Consider the following 19249-nt stretch of genomic DNA (forward strand, 5'->3'; position numbering starts at 1 on the left):
AAGTGTTCTTGGTAATCCTTCTGTCGTTCGCAGCCCTGCTTGTAGGGGTCCATGTCGCATTTAAAGTGGATTTCTTGTTTGTCAGGGAGAAGCATAGGCATTTCGCCGGTGCATCCACTTAGGAATAATAGGGTGGTGATCGCTAGCTTTTTCATGGGGTAGAGTTCGTTAAAGTAATTATTTGCTCGAGGGGTACACGTTGCTGTGCAGGGACTGGGTGAGCGGTTTGTTCTTGAATTATGCCTTGTTTTCGAGAATTAGTATGGCGCAATAGGTGTAGGAAATTCCGCCTTGATGCGTAGGAATTTGTTCCGGATTTGGTGGGGAGTAATTCTATGTGTTGTTTTGCGCGCTATGTACCCATGATGGCCATGGAGCGCTGCTTGAGCACTCCATGTGTATCCATAGGAATGAGGTGTGCAATGGGACGAAGTAAGTATCGGAAAATACGCTATCAGCCTTTCCTTGGTTCTGGTGGGATATTGCTACCTCCTAATCAAGCCATGCAGGCTGGGCAGTTTATAAAATCAGAGAATGGCCGGTTTATTCTGCGTCTTCGAAATGATGGAAATCTTGTGTTGGAAGATGGGGGGACCGTCGTATGGGTGGCAGACGAGAGTCAACCTCATAGCTCTACATTTCGGTTACGAACTCGCGAGTCACTCCAGTTCGTTGTCAGCAACTCCGGATTTTTATATGATCCTGTCCGACTGCGGATCTGGTCCGCACAGTCCACTGAAACACTGGATAGGTCCTACTGGGAAAACAACTATCTTGCGTTGACTGATACGGGAAATATCCTGATCTTTGACGGTCGTAATGGGGAGGTGCGATGGGCGCGCTATGGCTATGTGCCTGGACGGCTGCCGCGTAGAACCAAAATATATCCGGAGGTCTATCCACCAATCCCTCCGCCACTCATTAAGATTCCACATGACTATCCGTGATGCATAATCGCGTTTCGCTGAATGTAGACCACCAAACTTAATACGCTTGGTGGTTTTGTGTGGATTTAGATTTTAGTGCGCTCTTAGGTGACTTTTTGACTGGTTGTGTTATTGAGCAACTGCTCATTGGAGGAAATGGGGAAAGCTAGCCCTACTTCCGGCTTGAAAGGTCTCATTCAGATATGCGTTTCCGACACGGGGATCACGCGTTTTTCCTTAACTGCCTTGTAGGAAAAGCTCGAATAGATCTCCTTCACCCCGGGCAAGCGCTGCAGCACTTCGCGGGTAAATTCGCCGAACGACTCCAGGTCCCGTGCGAGGATTTCCAGCAGGAAGTCATAGCGCCCGGAGATGTTGTGGCAGGCGACGATCTCGGGGATTTCCATCAGCCGCTGTTCGAACGCCAGCGCCATTTCCTTGGTGTGCGAGTCCATCATGATGCTGACGAACGCAGTTACCCCAAACCCTAGCGATTTGGGCGAAAGAATAGCCTGGTAGCCGGTGATGTAGCCGTTGTCCTCCAGCAGCTTGACCCGTCGCCAGCAGGGCGAGGTGGTCAGGGCTACCTGGTCGGCGAGTTCGGCGACGGTGAGGCGGGCGTTGTCCTGTAAGGCGGCGAGTAGGGCGCGGTCGGTGCGGTCGAGGCTTGAAGGCATGTTTTGCCCTCCTGGTCCGTTAATTGTTGTTTTTGTTCCAGCAAGCACGCAGATGCGTGGGCTATTTTGGAAAAAATCGGGCAGCTCGGTGGCATAAGCTTATAACAAACCACAAGAGGCTGTTGCCATGCGCGACTCCCATAACAACACCGGTTTTTCCACACGGGCCATTCACCATGGCTACGATCCGCTTTCCCACGGTGGTGCCCTGGTGCCACCGGTGTACCAGACCGCTACCTATGCCTTCCCGACCGTCGAATACGGTGCTGCCTGCTTCGCCGGGGAGGAGGCGGGGCACTTCTACAGCCGCATCTCCAACCCCACCCTGGCCTTGCTTGAGCAGCGCATGGCCTCGCTGGAGGGCGCAGAGGCGGGATTGGCGCTGGCGTCGGGGATGGGCGCCATCACTTCGACCATCTGGACCCTGCTGCGGCCTGGTGATGAGTTGATCGTCGGGCGCACCTTGTATGGCTGCACCTTCGCGTTCCTGCACCATGGCATCGGCGAGTTCGGGGTCAAGATTCGCCATGTCGACCTTAACGATGCCAAGGCACTGAAAGCGGCGATTAACGGCAAAACGCGGATGATCTACTTCGAAACGCCGGCCAATCCCAACATGCAATTGGTGGATATAGCGGCCGTCGTCGAGGCAGTGCAAGGCAGTGATGTGTTTGTGGTGGTCGATAACACCTACTGCACGCCTTATCTGCAGCGGCCGCTGGAGCTTGGGGCGGACTTGGTGGTGCATTCGGCGACCAAGTACCTCAGTGGCCATGGCGACATTACCGCCGGCCTGGTGGTGGGGCGCAAGGCACTGGTCGACAGGATTCGCCTGGAAGGGCTCAAGGACATGACCGGCGCAGTGTTGTCGCCGCACGATGCTTCGCTGTTGATGCGGGGCATCAAGACCCTGGCTTTGCGCATGGACCGCCATTGCGCCAATGCCCAGCAGGTGGCGGAGTTTCTGGCGCGCCAGCCGCAGGTCGAAGTTATCCATTACCCTGGGCTGCCCACGTTCGCGCAGTATGAACTGGCGCAGCGGCAGATGCGTCTGCCTGGCGGGATGATCGCCTTCGAACTCAAAGGGGGAAACGAGGCTGGCCGGCGCTTCATGAATGCGTTGCAACTGTTTGCCCGTGCGGTAAGCCTGGGGGATGCCGAGTCGCTGGCGCAGCACCCGGCGAGCATGACCCATTCCAGCTACACACCGCAGGAGAGGGCGCATCACGGGATATCGGAGGGGCTGGTGAGGTTATCGGTGGGGCTGGAGGATGTGCAAGACCTGCTGGCGGACATCGAGCAGGCGCTGGGGCATCTGTAGGAGCGGCCTTGTGCCGCGAAAGGGGCGCGCAGCGGCCCCCGGATTTCAGCCATCCTGCAAGATTGCCGGGGCTGCTTTGCAGCCCGTTCGCGGCGCGAGGCCGCTCCTACACTGGGTCGTGCACGGGCAGGAAAACGGCATCCACAAAAAAGGCCTCTTACGAGGCCTTTTACGTGTTCAGCAGATCAACGCTTGAGCCCGTAGCTCTCGTCAAGCATGCCCGGCGAGTTCGGCGCTTTTGGCGCATAGTCGCGCGGTACTTCGGCGGTGTCCTTCGGCGGCGTCAGGCGGTCACGTGGTGCCTGGGCCGACTCGGAGTGCAGTGCAGCCAGCAGGCGCTGGCGAGTGACTTCATCAAGGGCCAAGCTATTGGCGCCTTCGGCCAGGTGATCCTGGACATCCTGGTAGCTCTGGGTCAGTTTCTTGACCAGCATTGCGGTGCTGTTGAAGTGGGTGACCACTTCGTTCTGGTAGCTGTCGAAGCGCTTCTGGATGTCGTCCAGTTGGCGCTGGGTGTTGGTCGGCGCAGCATTGGGCAGCAGGCGGGCCACGATGAAACCGACCGCCACACCGATGACCAGGGCCAGGGTTGGCAACAACCAAACAAGGAGCGAGAGTTCCACGAGTCCTTCCTCTATAAACGGCTTTGCTTTACGTTAACGGCTCAGACCTGCGCTGTATACCGCGAGCGATCGCAAATCAGAACAGAATTCCTACCCTAGACGAATCGACCCCCTTCGAGGTCACGGAGTGAGTGCCTTGCTTGTCCGCGAAACCCCCTTGTTCATCGATGGCCCCGTCGGCCAGCTGGAAGCCTTGTACCTGGACGTGGCCGACGCCCGTGGCGCGGTGCTGATCTGCCACCCCAATCCGGTTCAGGGTGGCACCATGCTCAACAAGGTGGTCTCGACCCTGCAGCGCACGGCACGCGACGCTGGCTACGTGACATTGCGTTTCAATTACCGCGGTGTTGGCCAGAGCGCGGGCAGCCATGACATGGGCGCTGGTGAAGTGGCCGATGCACAAGCTGCCGCAGCCTGGTTGCGCGAAAAACACCCGCACCTGCCGCTGGTGCTGATGGGCTTCTCGTTCGGCGGCTTTGTCGCCACCAGCCTGGCCGGGCGCCTTGAGAGCGCTGACGTCACGCTGCAGCACCTGTTCATGATTGCCCCGGCCGTGATGCGCCTGACTGCAGAGTTCCCCTTGCCGCAGCGCTGCCCGATCACCGTGGTGCAGCCAGATGCCGACGAAGTCGTTGCACCGCAGCTCGTTTACGAATGGTCTGACACGCTGCCGCGCCCCCATGAGCTGCTGAAAGTGGCAGAATGCGGACACTTCTTCCATGGCAAGCTGACCGATCTGAAGGATCTGCTGCTGCCGCGCCTTTCGAATTGAGCCAAGCCTGAATAAGCGAACACCCATGACCACGCGCATTCTCACTGGTATCACCACCACCGGTACCCCACACCTGGGCAACTACGCCGGTGCCATTCGCCCGGCGATCGTCGCCAGCCAGCAGCCGGGGGCCGACTCGTTCTACTTTTTGGCCGACTACCACGCCCTGATCAAGTGCGATGACCCGCTGCGCATTCAGCGCTCGCGTCTGGAAATCGCTGCTACCTGGCTGGCCGGCGGCCTCGACCCGGACAAGGTGACCTTCTATCGTCAGTCCGATATTCCCGAGATCCCCGAGCTGACCTGGCTGCTCACCTGCGTTGCGGCCAAGGGCCTGCTCAACCGTGCGCACGCCTACAAGGCTTCGGTGGACAAGAACCTCGAGAATGGCGAAGACCCGGACGCCGGCGTGACCATGGGCCTTTACAGCTACCCGGTGCTGATGGCGGCGGACATCCTGATGTTCAACGCGCACAAGGTGCCGGTCGGTCGCGACCAGATCCAGCACGTGGAAATGGCCCGTGACATCGGCCAGCGCTTCAACCACCTGTTCGGCCAAGGCAAGGATTTCTTCGCCTTGCCAGAGGCGGTTATCGAAGAAAGTGTGGCGACGTTGCCTGGCCTGGACGGGCGCAAGATGTCCAAGAGCTATGACAACACGATCCCGCTTTTCTCCAGCGCCAAGGACATGAAAGACGCCATTTCGCGCATCGTCACCGACTCGCGTGCACCTGGCGAAGCGAAAGACCCGGACAACGCGCACCTGTTCACCCTGTTCCAGGCCTTCTCGACGCCGGTGCAATGCGCCGAGTTTCGCGAAGAACTGCTGCAGGGCCTGGGCTGGGGCGAGGCCAAGCAGCGCCTGTTCCAGCTGCTTGACGGGCAACTGGCCGAGAAGCGTGAGCACTATCACCAACTGATTTCCCGCCCGTCGGACCTGGAAGACATCCTGCTGGCCGGCGCTGCCAAGGCCCGCAAGACCGCCACGCCGTTCCTCGAACAACTGCGCGAGGCCGTTGGCCTGCGCTCGTTCCGTAGCAGCGTGCAGGCCACTACAGAGGTGAAGAAGAAGGCCGTCAAGAGCGCACGCTTCGTCAGCTTCCGTGACGAGGACGGCAGCTTCCGCTTCCGCCTGTTGGCCGCTGATGGCGAGCAACTGCTGTTGTCTCGCAGCTTCGCCGACGGCAAGAGCGCGGGTGCGGTGAGCAAGCAGTTGCAGCAGGGCGGCGACGCCGATGTGCGTGTCGAAGGCCTGGGCTTCAGCTTGTGGCTGAACGGCGAGCAGGTTGCCGACGGGCCGCAGTTTGCCAGTGCCCAGGCCCGTGACGTGGCCGTTCAAAGCCTGCGTGAGGCCCTGGCGCCGCAGCAGGACTGAGACAGTTTGACGCAAGTCTGATTGCCATTAGGCGGGCCGGTCGCTACAGTGACGGCCCGTTTTTTGTTGCCTCGCTAACGAAATCATGACGCCCCTAGAACGATATCAAGCAGATCTGAAACGTCCCGACTTCTTCCATGATGCGGCGCAGGAAACTGCGGTGCGTCACTTGCAGCGCCTGTACGACGACCTGGTGCACGCGCAGAACAACAAGCCGGGCATGTTCGGCAAGCTGTTCGGCAAGAAGGAGCAGACGCCGGTCAAAGGCCTGTATTTCTGGGGCGGGGTAGGGCGGGGCAAGACCTACTTGGTCGATACCTTCTATGAAGCGCTGCCGTTCAAGCAGAAGATGCGTACGCACTTCCACCGCTTCATGAAGCGCGTTCACGAGGAAATGAAAACCCTCAAGGGCGAGAAGAACCCGCTGACCATCATCGCCAAGCGCTTCAGCGATGAAGCCAAGGTGATCTGTTTCGACGAATTCTTCGTCTCCGACATCACCGATGCCATGATCCTCGGTACTCTGATGGAAGAGCTGTTCAAGAACGGCGTATCGCTGGTGGCGACCTCCAACATCGTCCCCGACGGCCTGTACAAGGATGGCCTGCAGCGTGCGCGCTTCCTGCCGGCCATCGCCATGATCAAGCAGTATACGGACGTGGTGAACGTCGACAGCGGGGTCGACTACCGCCTGCGTCACCTGGAGCAGGCCGAACTGTTCCACTTCCCGCTCGACGAGGCTGCCGAGCAGAGCATGCGTGCGAGCTTCAAGGCGCTGACACCCGAGTGTACCCAGGCCGTCGACAATGACGTGCTGATGATCGAGAACCGCCCGATCCATGCGCTGCGTACCTGTGACGATGTCGCCTGGTTCGACTTCCGCGCCCTGTGCGACGGGCCGCGCAGCCAGAACGACTACATTGAACTGGGCAAGATTTTCCATGCCGTGCTGTTGAGCAACGTCGAGCAGATGGGCGTCACCACCGACGACATCGCCCGGCGCTTCATCAACATGGTGGACGAGTTCTACGACCGCAACGTCAAGCTGATCATTTCGGCCGAGGTAGAGCTGAAGGATTTGTACACCGGTGGGCGCCTGAGCTTCGAGTTCCAGCGCACCTTGAGCCGGTTGCTGGAGATGCAGTCGCACGAATTCCTGGCCCGCGCGCACAAGCCCTGAGGTCCTTGCGCTGTAGGAGCGGCCTTGCCGGGGCGCCGGACCGGTCGGAAAGGGGCGCGCAGCGGCCCCGATGTTTTTTGTGGCGCCACAGAACCTGGGGCCGCTGCGCGACCCTTTCCGACCGGTCCGGCGCCCCGGCAAGGCCGCTCCTACAGACGGTCGCTTGGGCTGAATTCAGGCTTCCTGCATAAACTGCTGCCGATACTGGTTCGGCGACAACTCCGTGTGCTGGCGGAACAGCCGCGCAAAGAAACTCGCATCGTCATAGCCGACTTCATAGCTGATGGTCTTGATGCTCTTGCGTGTGCTCGACAGCAACCCCTTGGCTGTTTCTATCCGTAGCCGCTGCAGGTAGTGCAGCGGCTTGTCGCCGGTCGCGCCCTGGAAGCGCCGCATGAAGTTGCGGATGCTCATGCCATGGTTGCGGGCCACATCCTCGAAGCGGAACTTGTCGGCGAAGTGCTCCTCGAGCCAGTGTTGAATCTGCAGGATGATCAGGTCCTGGTGCAGCTTCTGCCCACCGAAACCCATGCGCCCAGGGGTGTAGTTGCGCTGCACTTCGTAGAGGATGTCACGGGCCACGGCGCGGGCCACGTTGGCCCCGCAGAAGCGTTCGATCAGGTAGATGTACAGGTCGCAGGCCGAGGTGGTGCCGCCGGCGCAGTAAAGGTTGTCGGCGTCGGTCAGGTGCTTGTCCTGGTTCAGCCGGATCTTCGGGTAGCGCTCGGCGAAGCTGGTGAAGAAGCGCCAGTAGGTGGTCGCCTCCTTGCCGTCGAGCAGGCCGGACTCGGCCAGCCAGAATACCCCGCTGGCTTCAGCGCAGAGTACGGCGCCGCGGGCATGTTGCTCGCGCAACCAGGGCAGCACTTGCGGATAACGTTGCAGCAGGTTGTCGAAGTCTTCCCAGAAGGCTGGGAGGATGATCACATCGGCGTCGTCCAGGCCGCCATCGACCGGCAGCTGCACATTGCTGAAACTGTCCACCGGCCGGCCGTCGGGGCTCACCAGGCAGATCTCGAACATGGGCTGCAGGCCCAGGCCCAGCTGTTTGCTGTAGCGCAGGCTGGCGAGGTGGAAAAAGTCCTTGGCTTGCATCAAGGTCGAAGCGAACACCTTGTCAATGGCCAGGATGCTGACGCGCCGCAATGACGCGGAGGGTTGGGTAAACATCATTGTCATTGTTCTTATAGGGTAGAGTGGTCAATCACCGGCTGGATCGTCTTATGTTTTTTGTCGAGCTGCAAGCTTCAAGCTGCAAGCGGCAAGAAAAAAGCAGAGGCTGCGACACCGCTCTGCTTTTTCTTGCAGCTTTGTTCAAGGTGCCGGGTTGGGCTGCTCCTGATGAACGGCCTCGATCGCCGCCAGCAGCTCATCACTCAGGTTCAGCTCCAGGCTTTTGAGGTTGCTCTGAAGTTGTACCAGGTCAGTGGCACCGATGATGTTGCTGGTCACGAAGGGCTGGCGGGTGACGAATGCCAGGGCCATTTGTGCCGGGTCCAGCCCGTGTGCCTGGGCCAGTTGCACATAGCGGCTGCAGGCCGCCACGGTCTGCGGGTTGGAGTAGCGGGCGAAGCGGCTGAACAGGGTCAGGCGGCCTTTTTCCGGCCGGGCGCCGTTCTCGTATTTACCCGACAGCATGCCGAAGGCCAGCGGCGAGTAGGCCAGCAGGCCACACTGCTCGCGGATGGCCACTTCCGCCAGGCCCACCTCGAAGCTGCGGTTGAGCAGGTTGTACGGGTTCTGGATCGACACCGCCCGGGGCCAGCCGCGGGTTTCGGCCAGGTGCAGGAACTTCATGGTGCCCCACGGCGTTTCGTTGGAAAGGCCAATGTGGCGGATCTTGCCTGCCCGCACCTGCTCGTCGAGCACCTCGAGGGTTTCTTCCAGGGGGGTGAACAGGTCATGCGGCAGGTGCTGGTAACCCAGCTTGCCGAAGAAGTTGGTGCTGCGCTCCGGCCAGTGCAGCTGATACAGGTCGATACGGTCGGTTTGCAGGCGCTCAAGGCTCGCATCCAGCGCCGCCACGATGTGCTGGCGGTTGTGCTTGAGCTGGCCGTCGCGGATGTGGCTGATACCGTTGCCGGGGCCGGCGACCTTGCTGGCGAGAATCCAGTCATCACGGTCGCCGTGCTGGCGGAACCAGTTGCCGATGATGCGCTCGGTGGCGGCATAGGTCTCGGGGCGTGGCGGCACCGGATACATTTCGGCGGTGTCGATAAAATTGACCCCGCTGGTTTTGGCCAGTTTGATCTGGGCGAAGGCCTCGGCCTCGTCGTTCTGCTCGCCCCAGGTCATGGTGCCCAGGCACAGGGCGCTGACATCGAGATCGGTACGGCCGAGCTTGCGGTATTCCATCGGGAAAACACTCCTTGGCAAAGACACCCATAAAAGCAGGTTGAAATTTTTCGCGCAATCTGGATAATTCGGCCCCTCTCCGTGTGGCGGAAGTGATGCACCACCACGCAGGAAGAACCCCGTCGAACATTGGCGTGCCCGACCCGAGCCCCCAAAAGCGTCTGTGTTCGGCTGCGCGCTTGCCCTTGGCAAGCTGTGCACTATCCAGTAAGATTCGCCGTCTATTTTTCGCTGGGCGGCCTCTGAGGCTTTAGAGAATGAAAACTTTTACTGCTAAACCGGAAACAGTAAAGCGCGAGTGGTTCGTAGTCGACGCCGCTGGCCAGACCCTGGGTCGTCTGGCTACCGAAATCGCTAGCCGTCTGCGTGGCAAGCACAAACCAGAATACACTCCTCACGTTGACACCGGCGACTACATCGTCGTCATCAACGCCGAGCAAATCCGTGTAACTGGCGCCAAGTCTTCCGACAAGATGTACTACTCCCACTCCGGCTTCCCGGGCGGTATCAAGGAAATCAACTTCGAGAAGTTGATCGCCAAGGCCCCTGAGCGTGTTATCGAAACCGCGGTCAAAGGCATGCTGCCGAAGAACCCGCTGGGTCGCGACATGTACCGTAAGCTGAAAGTGTACGCGGGTGCTGCTCACCCACACACTGCTCAGCAGCCTCAAGAACTGAAGATCTAACGGGATAGTTCATTATGTCGGCGACTCAAAATTACGGCACTGGCCGTCGCAAGACCGCAACCGCTCGCGTTTTCCTGCGTCCGGGTACTGGTAACATCTCCATCAACAACCGTCCTCTGGACACCTTCTTCGGCCGCGAAACCGCTCGTATGGTTGTTCGCCAGCCGCTGGAGCTGACCGAGACCACCGCGAAGTTCGACATCTACGTCACCGTTGCCGGTGGTGGTGTCAGCGGTCAAGCCGGTGCGATCCGTCACGGTATCACCCGCGCTCTGATGGAATACGACGAAACCCTGCGTGGCGCTCTGCGTCGTGCTGGCTACGTCACCCGCGACGCTCGTGAAGTCGAGCGTAAGAAAGTGGGTCTGCGTAAAGCGCGTAAGCGTCCTCAGTACTCCAAGCGTTAATACCGCTTCGGCAGTCGAAAAAAGCCCGGTTCTTTGGAACCGGGCTTTTTTTATGGCTTGAACTAACCTGTCAGCATGTCCGTGGTGTCCTGTCGCATAGACGCAGATCAAGCAAAGCGAGGGTTGTAGCCCAGACCTGGGTTAATCACCTTGTCACTGTGTGGATTTGTTTCTTACCATGGCGGCCAATTTGGGGTGCCACAGACATTACCTAAGTACAGGCCTGATCCAACAGGCCAAGCAAGCTGATGGGAGAGGACTGAATGAGCAATGACGGCGTCAACGCAGGCCGGCGCCGCTTCCTCGTAGCCGCGACATCCGTGGTCGGGGCAGCGGGGGCAGTGGGGGCTGCGGTACCGTTCGTGGGGTCATGGTTTCCCAGCGCCAAGGCGAAGGCGGCCGGGGCACCGGTGAAGGTCAACATCGCCAAGGTTGAGCCTGGGCAGCAGATGGTTGCGGAATGGCGTGGCCAGCCTGTGTTCATCGTGCGGCGAACGGATGAGATCCTCGGTAACCTGAAAAAAGTCACTGCCGAGCTCGCCGACCCTGAATCGAAGGCCTCCGTACAGCCGGAGTACGTCGACCCCCAGGTACGCTCGATCAAGCCGGAAATCCTCATTCTCGTGGGCCTGTGCACTCACCTTGGGTGCTCACCGACCTTCCGCCCGGAAGTCGCGCCCGCCGATCTGGGGCCCAAGTGGGTGGGCGGCTATTTCTGCCCCTGCCATGGTTCCCACTACGACCTGGCGGGGCGTGTCTACAAATCGCAGCCAGCGCCTCTCAACCTGCCAGTGCCGCCGCACTCTTACGAGTCGGATGACATCGTCGTCATCGGCGTCGACCAGGAGAAAGCATGATGAGCAAGTTCATGGACTGGATTGATGCTCGCTTCCCCGCCACCAAGATGTGGGAAGAGCACCTGAGCAAGTATTACGCGCCCAAGAACTTCAACTTCCTGTATTTCTTCGGCTCGCTGGCCCTGCTGGTGCTGGTCAACCAGATTGTCACCGGTGTATGGCTGACCATGAGTTTCACGCCCTCGGCGGAGGAGGCCTTCGCTTCGGTCGAGTACATCATGCGTGACGTGGAGTACGGCTGGATCCTGCGCTACCTGCACTCCACCGGTGCTTCGGCGTTCTTTGTCGTGGTCTACCTGCACATGTTCCGCGGCCTGCTCTATGGCTCCTATCAGAAGCCACGTGAACTGGTCTGGCTGTTCGGCATGCTGATCTACCTGGCGCTGATGGCCGAGGCCTTCATGGGCTATCTGCTGCCGTGGGGTCAGATGTCTTACTGGGGGGCGCAGGTGATCATCTCGCTGTTCGGTGCCATTCCGGTGATCGGCGACGATCTCACCCAGTGGATTCGTGGTGACTACCTTATTTCCGGCATTACCCTGAACCGCTTCTTCGCGCTGCACGTCGTGGCCCTGCCGATCGTCATTCTCGGGCTGGTCGTGTTGCACATTCTGGCCCTGCACGAGGTGGGTTCGAACAACCCGGACGGGGTCGATATCAAGAAGAAAAAGGACGAAAACGGCATCCCGCTGGATGGTATTCCGTTCCACCCTTACTACACCGTCAAGGACATTGTCGGCGTGGTGGTGTTCCTGTTCGTGTTCTGTGCGGTAGTGTTCTTCTTCCCGGAAATGGGCGGTTACTTCCTGGAAAAACCCAACTTCGAACAGGCCAATGCGTTCAAGACGCCTGAGCATATTGCGCCGGTCTGGTACTTCACGCCGTTCTACGCGATTCTGCGTGCGGTGCCCGACAAGTTGATGGGCGTAATCGCCATGGGGGCGGCGATCGCCGTGCTGTTCGTATTGCCTTGGCTCGATCGAAGCCCGGTACGCTCCATGCGCTACAAGGGCTGGATCAGCAAGGTCTTCCTGCTGGTGTTCTGCATTTCCTTCGTCATCCTCGGCATTTTGGGGGTGCTGGCACCTACGCCAGGTCGCACGCTGCTGTCGCAGGTGTGCACCGTGCTGTACTTCGCCTACTTCCTGCTGATGCCGTTCTACACAAGGCTTGAGAAGACCAAACCGGTTCCGGAAAGGGTGACTGGCTGATGAAAAAGTTGATTGCAGTATTTTTGCTGGCAGTGATGCCTGCCTTTTCCTTTGCTGCCGGACCGGGGCTGGAGCTGGACAAAGTCGATATCGACCTGACGGACAAGGCTGCGATGCAGGATGGCGCACGGACTTTCGCCAACTATTGCATGGGTTGCCACAGTGCCAAGTTCCAGCGTTACGAGCGCGTAGCCGATGACTTGGGAATACCCCATGAGTTGATGCTGGAGAAGCTGGTATTCACGGGTGCCAAGATCGGCGACCACATGAACATCGGCATGAAGCCCGATGACGCCAAGACCTGGTTCGGTGCTGCGCCACCGGACCTTACCCTGGTTGCCCGGGTGCGTGGTACCGACTGGCTGTACACCTACCTGCGCAGCTTCTATGAGGACAAGTCGCGACCTTACGGGGTTAACAACAAGGTGTTCCCGAATGTCGGTATGCCCAATGTGCTGGTCGGGCTGCAGGGCAATCAGGTGATCGGGTGCAAGCAGGTGCAGATGGTGGTCGATGGCAAGAAGCAATTCGACCCCTTGACCGGCAGCCCTTTGACCCATGAAGCGTGTGACCAGCTGACCATCACGCCGAATTCCGGTACCCTGACGCCTGAGCAGTTCGACGAGAAGGTCAAGAACCTGGTGACCTTCCTGGCCTATTCGGCCAACCCGGTCAAACTGGAAAGCCAGCGCATCGGCACGTATGTGTTGCTGTACCTGGCCTTCTTCTTCGTGTTCGCCTACTTGCTCAAGCGCGAATACTGGAAGGACGTGCACTGATCACGCAGTAGTTTCTGGTAGTTGAACGCGCCCTGGGCGCTCCCTCGTGTATGCGAAGGGGCCTCCAGGGCGCGTTTGCATTTGCAGTTTCACAAGCATCCCCATGCGAGGAGGCGCTACATGGGCGCGACCATCAGGTTAGCCTGCTATTCCGACCCCGCTGACCATTATTCTCATCGGGTACGCCTGGTTCTCGCCGAGAAAGGTGTCAGCGTGCAGATCATCGACGTCGATCCCGGTCGTCTGCCACCCAAGCTGGGTGAAGTGAACCCTTACGGCAGCGTGCCGACCCTGGTCGACCGCGATCTTGCGTTGTATGAATCGACCGTGGTGATGGAATACCTCGAGGAGCGTTATCCGCATCCGCCCCTGATGCCGGTGTATCCGGTGGCGCGTGGTAACAGCCGCTTGTTGATGCATCGCATTCAGCGTGACTGGTGCGCGCTGGCCGATACCGTGCTCGATTCGCGCAGCAGTGATGCCGCTCGTGCCGAGGCGCGCAAGGCACTGCGTGAGAGCCTGACGGGCGTCTCGCCATTGTTCAACGAGTTCGCTTGTTTCATGAGCGATGAGCAAAGCCTGGTCGATTGTTGTCTATTGCCCATACTCTGGCGTTTGCCGGTACTGGGTATCGAATTGCCGCGGCAAGCAAAGCCGCTGCTGGATTATATGGAGCGGCAGTTCGCCCGTGAGCCTTTCCTGGCGAGCCTGTCCTCCGTTGAACGTGAAATGCGCAAGCTTTAAGGAGCCGTTGATGAACTCCAGTCGCCCCTATCTGGTTCGAGCACTGTACGAGTGGATCGTCGACAACGATTGCACGCCCCATATGCTGGTCAATGCCGAATATCCGGCAGTCCAGGTGCCGCAAGGTTTCGCCAGTGACGGCCAGATCGTCCTGAACATTTCCCCAAGTGCCGTGCGCAGCCTGCACATGGACAACGACGCGGTGAGCTTCGAGGGGCGCTTCGGTGGCGTTGCCCACTCGTTGTTCGTGCCGGTCGGCGCGATTCTGGGCATTTATGCCCGGGAGAACGGCCAAGGCATGGTCTTCGAGCTGGAGCCTCCGTTGATGGAGGGTGAAGAGCTGGAAGACGAGGGTGTCGAGCCGGATGATGATGGCCCGCCGGAAGGTGGGGGGCAGCCGCCGCGCCCGAGTGGTCGGCCGAGCCTGAAGGTGGTCAAGTAACAAAAAAGGCGATCCGGTTGGGTCGCCTTTTTCTTTGCAGCACGGTGGTGGTTACAGGTCGCTGATGGTGCGAATCTGGTCACGGTTAACGCGGGTCTGTTTACCGTCGAGCTGCTGGAACTCGTAGAAGCCGGAGTCCTGATCAAACTGTGGTTCGTCAACGGTCTGGAATTCGCGACCGTCGTTCAGGGTGATCAGGCTAGGGGTGGAGCAGCCGGCCAGGGTGGCGAAGGCGCCGATCAACAGGGCGGGCAGCAGAAGCTTTTTCATGCGGTGTTTCCTGAAGTTCTGAAGGTGGAGCCATTAGGATGCCTGTGCCGGTATGCGAGGGCCGGTGCAGGCAAGCGTATCAGTCGATGTACTCGAACAGCTTGACGATCTTTTGCACGCCCGACACGCCCTGTACCACGGCAGTGGCGGAGTTGGCTTCCTGCCGGGTAACCAGGCCTAGCAGGTAGACGATACCGTTCTCGGTGATGACCTTGATGCGTGAGCTGGGCACGGCATTGTCGGTGAGCATCTGGGTCTTGATCTTGGTGGTCAGCCAGGCGTCGTTATTGCGCGCAAGGATGGAGGAGGGTTGCATCACCTGCAGCTCGTTATGCACCCGCTTGACCCGCTGCACCTGGCTGGCAGTCTGCTCGGCCAGGCTCTTCAGGTCGGCGCGCGGGGTTTGGCCGGCGAGCAGGACAATGCCGTTGTAGCTGCTGACGACAATGTGCGAACCCTTGTCCAGATCAGGGTTGGCCTTGGAGATGTTTACAGCGGCCTTGGTTTCGATCAGCGAGTCGTCGATCTTGCTGCCGATGGTGCGAGTGCCGCGATCATCCTCGATCGGCGAATTGCGGGTCGAGGTCAGTACCGAGCTGCAGCCGGTGACGCTCAGGCACAGGGTCAGGGCCATCAGGCCGAGGCGCTTGGGGATCATTCTTCACTCCCGAACAGTTGGCTGTCGATCAGATCACACAGGCAGTGGATCGCCAGCAGGTGGACTTCCTGGATGCGTGCAGTGACCGTCGAGGGTACGCGGATCTCCACGTCCTCGGGCAACAGCAGCGAAGCCATGCCGCCACCGTCACGCCCGGTCAATGCTACGACAATCATTTCGCGATCATGTGCCGCCTGGATCGCTTGAATCACGTTTGCCGAGTTGCCGCTGGTCGAAATCGCCAGCAGGACGTCGCCGGGCTGGCCCAAGGCGCGAATCTGCTTGGAAAAGATTTCGTTGTAGCTGTAGTCGTTGGCAATCGAGGTCAGTGTCGAGCTGTCGGTGGTCAAAGCGATTGCCGGCAGGCTCGGACGCTCGCGCTCAAAGCGGTTGAGCAGCTCCGAAGAGAAATGCTGGGCGTCGCCGGCCGAGCCGCCGTTGCCGCAGGCGAGCATCTTGCCCTCGTTGAGCAGCGCATTGACCATGACCAGGCTGGCCTGCTCGATGTGCGGTGCCAGGATGTCCATTGCCTGTTGCTTGGTATCGATGCTGGCCTGGAACAGCCGGCGAATTCGGGATTGCATGTCCATCTGGTGACCTTAAGTGGGGCGGTGGCCTTTGCTACGCGCAACAGGGACCAGCCCGCGAAACATAGAGCAAAAATAGGGGAGTGGGTTCAGCATTCGAAGGCGTTTTTCAGCCATTGAAGCGGCCTGCCTGCATGGTGGCTACCCTGCAAGGCGACAACATCGAAGCGGCAAGGGTGGTTGGCCCAGCAAGACTCCTTCAGCAGAAAAAGGCTGGCGGCATGCACCAGCCGCTTCTGCTTGCGCCCGTCGATACTGCCAAGGGCGCCACCGAAGCCCGCGTGCAACCGATAGCGGACTTCGACGAATACTACTGTATCGGTGTCGAGCATGACCAGATCAAGCTCGCCGCCTTTGCATCGCCAATTGCGCGTCAGCAGTTGCAGGCCTTGCCCTTGAAGAAACTCAAGGGCTTGGTTCTCTGCGGCATGGCCGGCGCTGGTTGGTGATGCTTGGGGCATTAGCGGATGGTATCGGGCAGGCGTTTGACCTGGCCGCCAGAGAATTCAGCCCACGGCAGCTGGCGCTCGATGCGCTGGCTGGCGCTCATGCTCAGGCTGCCGGAAAGGCCCTGTACACGGTTGTCCGGCAATGCTTTGAGCTGACCCAGGCGTGGTGCCAGGCTATAGGCGTCTACACCCATCGCATACAGGCGGCCGAGACTGCCAGCGGCTTGTGGCCACTGCTGAACCACCTGCTGGCGCAGGCTGTTGGTGGTGTCGAGCAGCCACGGGGTTTCGCAGAAGCGAATGCCGTTCATGTCTTTGTACTGGTTGACGTCACCGCTGGCGCTGTAAAGGTTCGAGGTGGCGTAGACCGGAACGTCGCCAGCGTACTGGAAGTTCAGGGTCGGTTTGATCTGCTGCGCCTGTTGCGGGGTCGAGGCGAGGAAGATGAAGTCGATGTCCTGGCGACGCGATGGTTGTGCGGCAATGGTGCCGCCCACGGTGCTCTGCAGGCTCTGTGCGCGGCCTTCGCTCTGGCGCAGCTGGAACAGGTTGGCGATCTGCTGGGCCAGGGCGACCGGCTGGGCGATGCGTTCGGCGGCGATGATGGTGCCGCCATTGCCTTCCCAGTCTTGGCGGAACGCGGCAAGCACGCGGTCGCCCCATTCACCGCTCGGCACCAGGGCCACCGCGCGAACCATGCCGTCGGCGCGGGCGCGGCGCGAGACTTCGCGGGCTTCGTCTTCGGCCGCCAGGCCGAACTGGAAAAGCTGTGGCGGGGCGTTCTGGCCGGCGTCGGCGTAATTCAGGGCGAGAGTCGTGATAGGCAGCTGCGCATTGGCGGCCAGTTTTTTTACCAGCGCTTTTTCCAGCGGGCCGACTACCAGTTGCACGCCATCGGCCTGGGCCTGACGATAGAAGTCGTCCAGCGAGCCGATGCGTGAGCTGTCGTACACCTGTACGGCCGGCGCTTGCTGGCCAGCCTGCTGGGCCTGGAAGTGCGCGGCCATGAAGCCGTCACGCAGGGCGCGGGCGACACCGGCAAGCGGGCCTTCCTGGGGCAGCAGCAGACCGATCTTGGTCAGCGGCTGGCTTGCCAGTTCCTTGAGCTTGACCAAGGCCGATGGCAGTTGCTGTGCCGCGGGGTGGTCGGGGTGCTGCTTGCGCCAGGTTTCGATGGCGGCCTGCTGCTGCTCCAGGGTGCCGGCGCTTTTCACGGCCAGGGCCAGGCTGGTCCAGCCGGCCAGGGTCTGGTCGCCGGCGGGCTGCTGCAGTTGCTCTGCCGGCAGCGAGGCGACCAGGGCCCAGATCGCGTCATTGTTGGCGCTGGCAGCCTGGCCGCTGAGCAGTGGGCCCAGCATTACGCGCTGTTGTGCAGCGGCCAGGGCCTGGCCGTCGGCTTCAAGGGCGGCGGCGTGGACGCCATAGGTGCGCACCTGCTGCTCTGCCGGCAATTGGGCGAGGTGCTGCAGGCTGCTGTGCGAGAGGGCGCTGAGGGCGGCTTTGGGCTGGTTGCGGCTCATGGCCAGTTCGGCGCCAAGTGTGGCGGCGAAGATTTGTTGGGCGGGCTTGAGCGTATCCATGGGGACCTGCTCGAGAATGCGTGCGGCGCGCGGGTAATCCTTCTGCTTGTAAGCCAGGTCGGCAGCGCTCAGGCGCAGCAGGGCGGCATCTTCGGCAGACGTGCTGGCCGCCGCTTTTTCGAGCAGTTGCTCGATGCTGGCGTCCGGCGTGCGTGGCAGCTCTCCGAGGCTGGATGAGGGCGAGCTGGCGCAGGCTGCCAGCAGGGCAGCGAGGCAGAGGGCTGTGAGCAGCCGCAGGCAAGCGATCATGTAAAGGTCCTGTTACTCGATCAAGTTGGCCGGCAATTGTACCCAAGCGTTGGCCGGGGCGCGATGTTGCTGAACGGGAACCTTCACTATAGGTGTACTTGACGTGGCCGCAGGTGAAGTTCTTTGCGCCCTGTTACCGGCGCTCGGGCTACAATGGCGCCTTTGATCCGAAAGGCAGGTGTGCGCAGTGACTGATGTGGCAGGGGCTTCGAAATCCACCGTGGGGACGCTGTATGTGGTCGCAACCCCCATTGGCAACCTCGACGACATGAGCGCCAGGGCATTGAAGGTGCTGGCCAACGTCGCCTTGATCGCTGCCGAGGACACCCGGCACTCGATCCGCCTGCTGCAGCATTTCGGCATCGATACGCCGCTAGCAGCCTGTCACGAGCACAATGAGCGGGACGAAGGCGGGCGATTCATCACCAAGCTGTTGGCCGGTGAGGATGTGGCGTTGGTTTCCGATGCCGGTACACCGTTGATTTCCGATCCTGGCTACCACCTGGTGCGTCAGGCGCGAGCCGCAGGTGTCGATGTGGTGCCTGTGCCTGGCGCCTGCGCGCTGATCGCCGCGCTTTCGGCGGCCGGGCTGCCCTCCGATCGGTTCATTTTCGAAGGTTTCCTCCCCGCCAAAAGCGCCGGTCGCCGTGGCCGGCTCGAGCAGGTGAAGGAAGAGCCGCGCACGTTGATTTTCTACGAAGCGCCTCATCGTATTCTTGAGTGTCTGGAGGATATGAAGCTGGTGTTCGGTGCCGAGCGCCCGGCGTTGCTCGCACGTGAGCTGACCAAAACCTTCGAGACCCTCAAAGGGTTGCCGCTCGCAGAGTTGTGCGAGTTCGTGGCGGGTGACAGTAACCAGCAGCGCGGCGAGTGCGTGGTGTTGGTCGGTGGCTGGAGTGCGCCGGAAGGTGAGGCGGCGATCAGTGTCCAAGCGCAGCGTGTGCTGGACCTGCTGCTGGCCGAGTTGCCGCTCAAGCGTGCGGCGGCCTTGGCGGCCGAGATCACCGGTGTGCGCAAGAACCTGTTGTATCAGGCGGCACTGGAAAAGCAGAAACCGCAGTAGTGGCAATTTGATATAGTTGCGGTATTGCTTGTTCTTGA

Annotated in this window: 21 protein-coding genes; 12 read left to right on the forward strand and 9 right to left on the reverse strand. The window is 60.3% G+C overall.

Features of this window, described 5'->3' with window-relative positions; genetic code table 11:
- Positions 1-1123: 1123 nt before the first annotated feature.
- On the reverse strand, positions 1124-1603 hold the full coding sequence (locus tag JOE27_RS20970) for an Lrp/AsnC family transcriptional regulator (protein WP_039604488.1): 480 nt from the start codon (positions 1601-1603) through the stop codon (positions 1124-1126).
- Positions 1604-1730: 127 nt separating this feature from the next.
- Here JOE27_RS20970 and JOE27_RS20975 point away from each other — a divergent pair, with 127 nt between their 5' ends.
- Positions 1731-2924: a methionine gamma-lyase gene (locus JOE27_RS20975; protein WP_204919839.1), complete on the forward strand. Its 1194-nt coding sequence runs from the start codon at positions 1731-1733 to the stop codon at positions 2922-2924.
- 185 nt (positions 2925-3109) lie between these two features.
- On the opposite strand, the gene JOE27_RS20980 is transcribed toward JOE27_RS20975, so the two are convergent.
- Positions 3110-3547 carry a DUF1043 family protein gene (locus JOE27_RS20980; protein WP_012312843.1) on the reverse strand — a complete coding sequence of 146 codons (438 nt, stop codon included), beginning with the start codon at positions 3545-3547 and terminating at the stop codon, positions 3110-3112.
- 136 nt (positions 3548-3683) lie between these two features.
- On the opposite strand from JOE27_RS20980, the gene JOE27_RS20985 reads away from it, so the two are divergent.
- The 3 genes from JOE27_RS20985 (at position 3684) to zapE (ending at position 6874) form a co-directional block, all read left to right on the forward strand.
- Entirely contained in the window at positions 3684-4319 is a 636-nt protein-coding gene (locus JOE27_RS20985; RefSeq protein WP_115273633.1) for an alpha/beta fold hydrolase, read from the forward strand.
- A gap of 25 nt (positions 4320-4344) precedes the next feature.
- Positions 4345-5694, forward strand: coding sequence for a tryptophan--tRNA ligase (locus JOE27_RS20990; RefSeq protein ID WP_012312845.1), 1350 nt, complete (start codon positions 4345-4347; stop codon positions 5692-5694).
- An 85-nt stretch (positions 5695-5779) separates the two neighbouring features.
- Positions 5780-6874, forward strand: a complete 1095-nt coding sequence (zapE, locus tag JOE27_RS20995; protein ID WP_042111177.1) for a cell division protein ZapE — start codon at positions 5780-5782, stop codon at positions 6872-6874.
- 174 nt (positions 6875-7048) lie between these two features.
- Here zapE and JOE27_RS21000 read toward each other — a convergent pair whose 3' ends face one another.
- Positions 7049-7969 carry a GlxA family transcriptional regulator gene (locus JOE27_RS21000; RefSeq protein ID WP_174142280.1) on the reverse strand — a complete coding sequence of 307 codons (921 nt, stop codon included), beginning with the start codon at positions 7967-7969 and terminating at the stop codon, positions 7049-7051.
- Positions 7970-8188: 219 nt separating this feature from the next.
- Positions 8189-9229, reverse strand: a complete 1041-nt coding sequence (locus tag JOE27_RS21005) for an NADP(H)-dependent aldo-keto reductase (protein ID WP_119688319.1) — start codon at positions 9227-9229, stop codon at positions 8189-8191.
- A gap of 257 nt (positions 9230-9486) precedes the next feature.
- Between JOE27_RS21005 and rplM the strand changes: the two genes are divergently transcribed.
- The 7 genes from rplM to JOE27_RS21040 all read left to right on the forward strand — a co-directional run bounded on the left by rplM (position 9487) and on the right by JOE27_RS21040 (position 14355).
- Complete coding sequence (rplM, locus tag JOE27_RS21010) at positions 9487-9915, forward strand: 50S ribosomal protein L13 (RefSeq protein ID WP_008097538.1); 429 nt, start codon at positions 9487-9489, stop codon at positions 9913-9915.
- A 14-nt stretch (positions 9916-9929) separates the two neighbouring features.
- Positions 9930-10322 (forward strand): 30S ribosomal protein S9, encoded by a 393-nt coding sequence (gene rpsI, locus JOE27_RS21015; RefSeq protein ID WP_046784841.1) that lies wholly within the window; start codon positions 9930-9932, stop codon positions 10320-10322.
- A 263-nt stretch (positions 10323-10585) separates the two neighbouring features.
- Positions 10586-11179, forward strand: coding sequence for a ubiquinol-cytochrome c reductase iron-sulfur subunit (gene petA, locus JOE27_RS21020; protein WP_039604011.1), 594 nt, complete (start codon positions 10586-10588; stop codon positions 11177-11179).
- A complete protein-coding gene (locus JOE27_RS21025) occupies positions 11179-12390 on the forward strand; it encodes a cytochrome bc complex cytochrome b subunit (RefSeq protein WP_042111179.1) in 1212 nt (403 codons plus the stop codon). The genes petA and JOE27_RS21025 overlap by 1 nt, the downstream gene beginning before the upstream one ends.
- Positions 12390-13169: a cytochrome c1 gene (locus JOE27_RS21030; RefSeq protein ID WP_012312852.1), complete on the forward strand. Its 780-nt coding sequence runs from the start codon at positions 12390-12392 to the stop codon at positions 13167-13169. Before JOE27_RS21025 ends, JOE27_RS21030 begins: the two co-directional genes overlap by 1 nt.
- Positions 13170-13289: 120 nt before the next feature.
- Positions 13290-13913, forward strand: coding sequence for a glutathione S-transferase N-terminal domain-containing protein (locus JOE27_RS21035; RefSeq protein ID WP_046784843.1), 624 nt, complete (start codon positions 13290-13292; stop codon positions 13911-13913).
- 10 nt (positions 13914-13923) lie between these two features.
- Positions 13924-14355 carry a ClpXP protease specificity-enhancing factor gene (locus JOE27_RS21040; RefSeq protein WP_046784844.1) on the forward strand — a complete coding sequence of 144 codons (432 nt, stop codon included), beginning with the start codon at positions 13924-13926 and terminating at the stop codon, positions 14353-14355.
- A 51-nt stretch (positions 14356-14406) separates the two neighbouring features.
- Here the strand turns inward: JOE27_RS21040 and JOE27_RS21045 are convergent, their stop codons facing one another.
- The 5 genes from JOE27_RS21045 to JOE27_RS21065 all read right to left on the reverse strand — a co-directional run bounded on the left by JOE27_RS21045 (position 14407) and on the right by JOE27_RS21065 (position 18148).
- Positions 14407-14625, reverse strand: coding sequence for a YgdI/YgdR family lipoprotein (locus tag JOE27_RS21045; protein WP_046784845.1), 219 nt, complete (start codon positions 14623-14625; stop codon positions 14407-14409).
- Between the two features lie 79 nt (positions 14626-14704).
- On the reverse strand, positions 14705-15283 hold the full coding sequence (locus JOE27_RS21050; protein ID WP_115273637.1) for a BON domain-containing protein: 579 nt from the start codon (positions 15281-15283) through the stop codon (positions 14705-14707).
- On the reverse strand, positions 15280-15873 hold the full coding sequence (locus tag JOE27_RS21055; RefSeq protein WP_008097558.1) for a phosphoheptose isomerase: 594 nt from the start codon (positions 15871-15873) through the stop codon (positions 15280-15282). Before JOE27_RS21055 ends, JOE27_RS21050 begins: the two co-directional genes overlap by 4 nt.
- A gap of 86 nt (positions 15874-15959) precedes the next feature.
- Complete coding sequence (locus tag JOE27_RS21060) at positions 15960-16331, reverse strand: YraN family protein (RefSeq protein ID WP_039605078.1); 372 nt, start codon at positions 16329-16331, stop codon at positions 15960-15962.
- On the reverse strand, positions 16331-18148 hold the full coding sequence (locus JOE27_RS21065) for a penicillin-binding protein activator (protein ID WP_119688320.1): 1818 nt from the start codon (positions 18146-18148) through the stop codon (positions 16331-16333). The genes JOE27_RS21060 and JOE27_RS21065 overlap by 1 nt, the downstream gene beginning before the upstream one ends.
- 187 nt (positions 18149-18335) lie before the next feature.
- Between JOE27_RS21065 and rsmI the strand changes: the two genes are divergently transcribed.
- Complete coding sequence (rsmI, locus tag JOE27_RS21070; protein WP_046784848.1) at positions 18336-19211, forward strand: 16S rRNA (cytidine(1402)-2'-O)-methyltransferase; 876 nt, start codon at positions 18336-18338, stop codon at positions 19209-19211.
- Positions 19212-19249 lie beyond the last annotated feature (38 nt).

The sequence above is a fragment of the Pseudomonas sp. M5 genome, from assembly GCF_016907075.1.
GTDB classification, from domain to species: Bacteria; Pseudomonadota; Gammaproteobacteria; order Pseudomonadales; family Pseudomonadaceae; genus Aquipseudomonas; species Aquipseudomonas putida_E.

What these genes read in the sequence shown, in the direction of transcription:
- JOE27_RS20970 (WP_039604488.1), bottom strand. Translation starts at nt 1,603, where the DNA reads ATGCCTTCAAGCCTCGACCGCACCGACCGCGCCCTACTCGCCGCCTTA.
- JOE27_RS20975 (WP_204919839.1), top strand. Translation starts at nt 1,731, where the DNA reads ATGCGCGACTCCCATAACAACACCGGTTTTTCCACACGGGCCATTCAC.
- JOE27_RS20990 (WP_012312845.1), top strand. Translation starts at nt 4,345, where the DNA reads ATGACCACGCGCATTCTCACTGGTATCACCACCACCGGTACCCCACAC.
- zapE (WP_042111177.1), top strand. Translation starts at nt 5,780, where the DNA reads ATGACGCCCCTAGAACGATATCAAGCAGATCTGAAACGTCCCGACTTC.
- JOE27_RS21000 (WP_174142280.1), bottom strand. Translation starts at nt 7,969, where the DNA reads ATGCAAGCCAAGGACTTTTTCCACCTCGCCAGCCTGCGCTACAGCAAA.
- JOE27_RS21005 (WP_119688319.1), bottom strand. Translation starts at nt 9,229, where the DNA reads ATGGAATACCGCAAGCTCGGCCGTACCGATCTCGATGTCAGCGCCCTG.
- rplM (WP_008097538.1), top strand. Translation starts at nt 9,487, where the DNA reads ATGAAAACTTTTACTGCTAAACCGGAAACAGTAAAGCGCGAGTGGTTC.
- rpsI (WP_046784841.1), top strand. Translation starts at nt 9,930, where the DNA reads ATGTCGGCGACTCAAAATTACGGCACTGGCCGTCGCAAGACCGCAACC.
- petA (WP_039604011.1), top strand. Translation starts at nt 10,586, where the DNA reads ATGAGCAATGACGGCGTCAACGCAGGCCGGCGCCGCTTCCTCGTAGCC.
- JOE27_RS21025 (WP_042111179.1), top strand. Translation starts at nt 11,179, where the DNA reads ATGAGCAAGTTCATGGACTGGATTGATGCTCGCTTCCCCGCCACCAAG.
- JOE27_RS21030 (WP_012312852.1), top strand. Translation starts at nt 12,390, where the DNA reads ATGAAAAAGTTGATTGCAGTATTTTTGCTGGCAGTGATGCCTGCCTTT.
- JOE27_RS21035 (WP_046784843.1), top strand. Translation starts at nt 13,290, where the DNA reads ATGGGCGCGACCATCAGGTTAGCCTGCTATTCCGACCCCGCTGACCAT.
- JOE27_RS21040 (WP_046784844.1), top strand. Translation starts at nt 13,924, where the DNA reads ATGAACTCCAGTCGCCCCTATCTGGTTCGAGCACTGTACGAGTGGATC.
- JOE27_RS21045 (WP_046784845.1), bottom strand. Translation starts at nt 14,625, where the DNA reads ATGAAAAAGCTTCTGCTGCCCGCCCTGTTGATCGGCGCCTTCGCCACC.
- JOE27_RS21050 (WP_115273637.1), bottom strand. Translation starts at nt 15,283, where the DNA reads ATGATCCCCAAGCGCCTCGGCCTGATGGCCCTGACCCTGTGCCTGAGC.
- JOE27_RS21055 (WP_008097558.1), bottom strand. Translation starts at nt 15,873, where the DNA reads ATGGACATGCAATCCCGAATTCGCCGGCTGTTCCAGGCCAGCATCGAT.
- JOE27_RS21060 (WP_039605078.1), bottom strand. Translation starts at nt 16,331, where the DNA reads ATGCCCCAAGCATCACCAACCAGCGCCGGCCATGCCGCAGAGAACCAA.
- JOE27_RS21065 (WP_119688320.1), bottom strand. Translation starts at nt 18,148, where the DNA reads ATGATCGCTTGCCTGCGGCTGCTCACAGCCCTCTGCCTCGCTGCCCTG.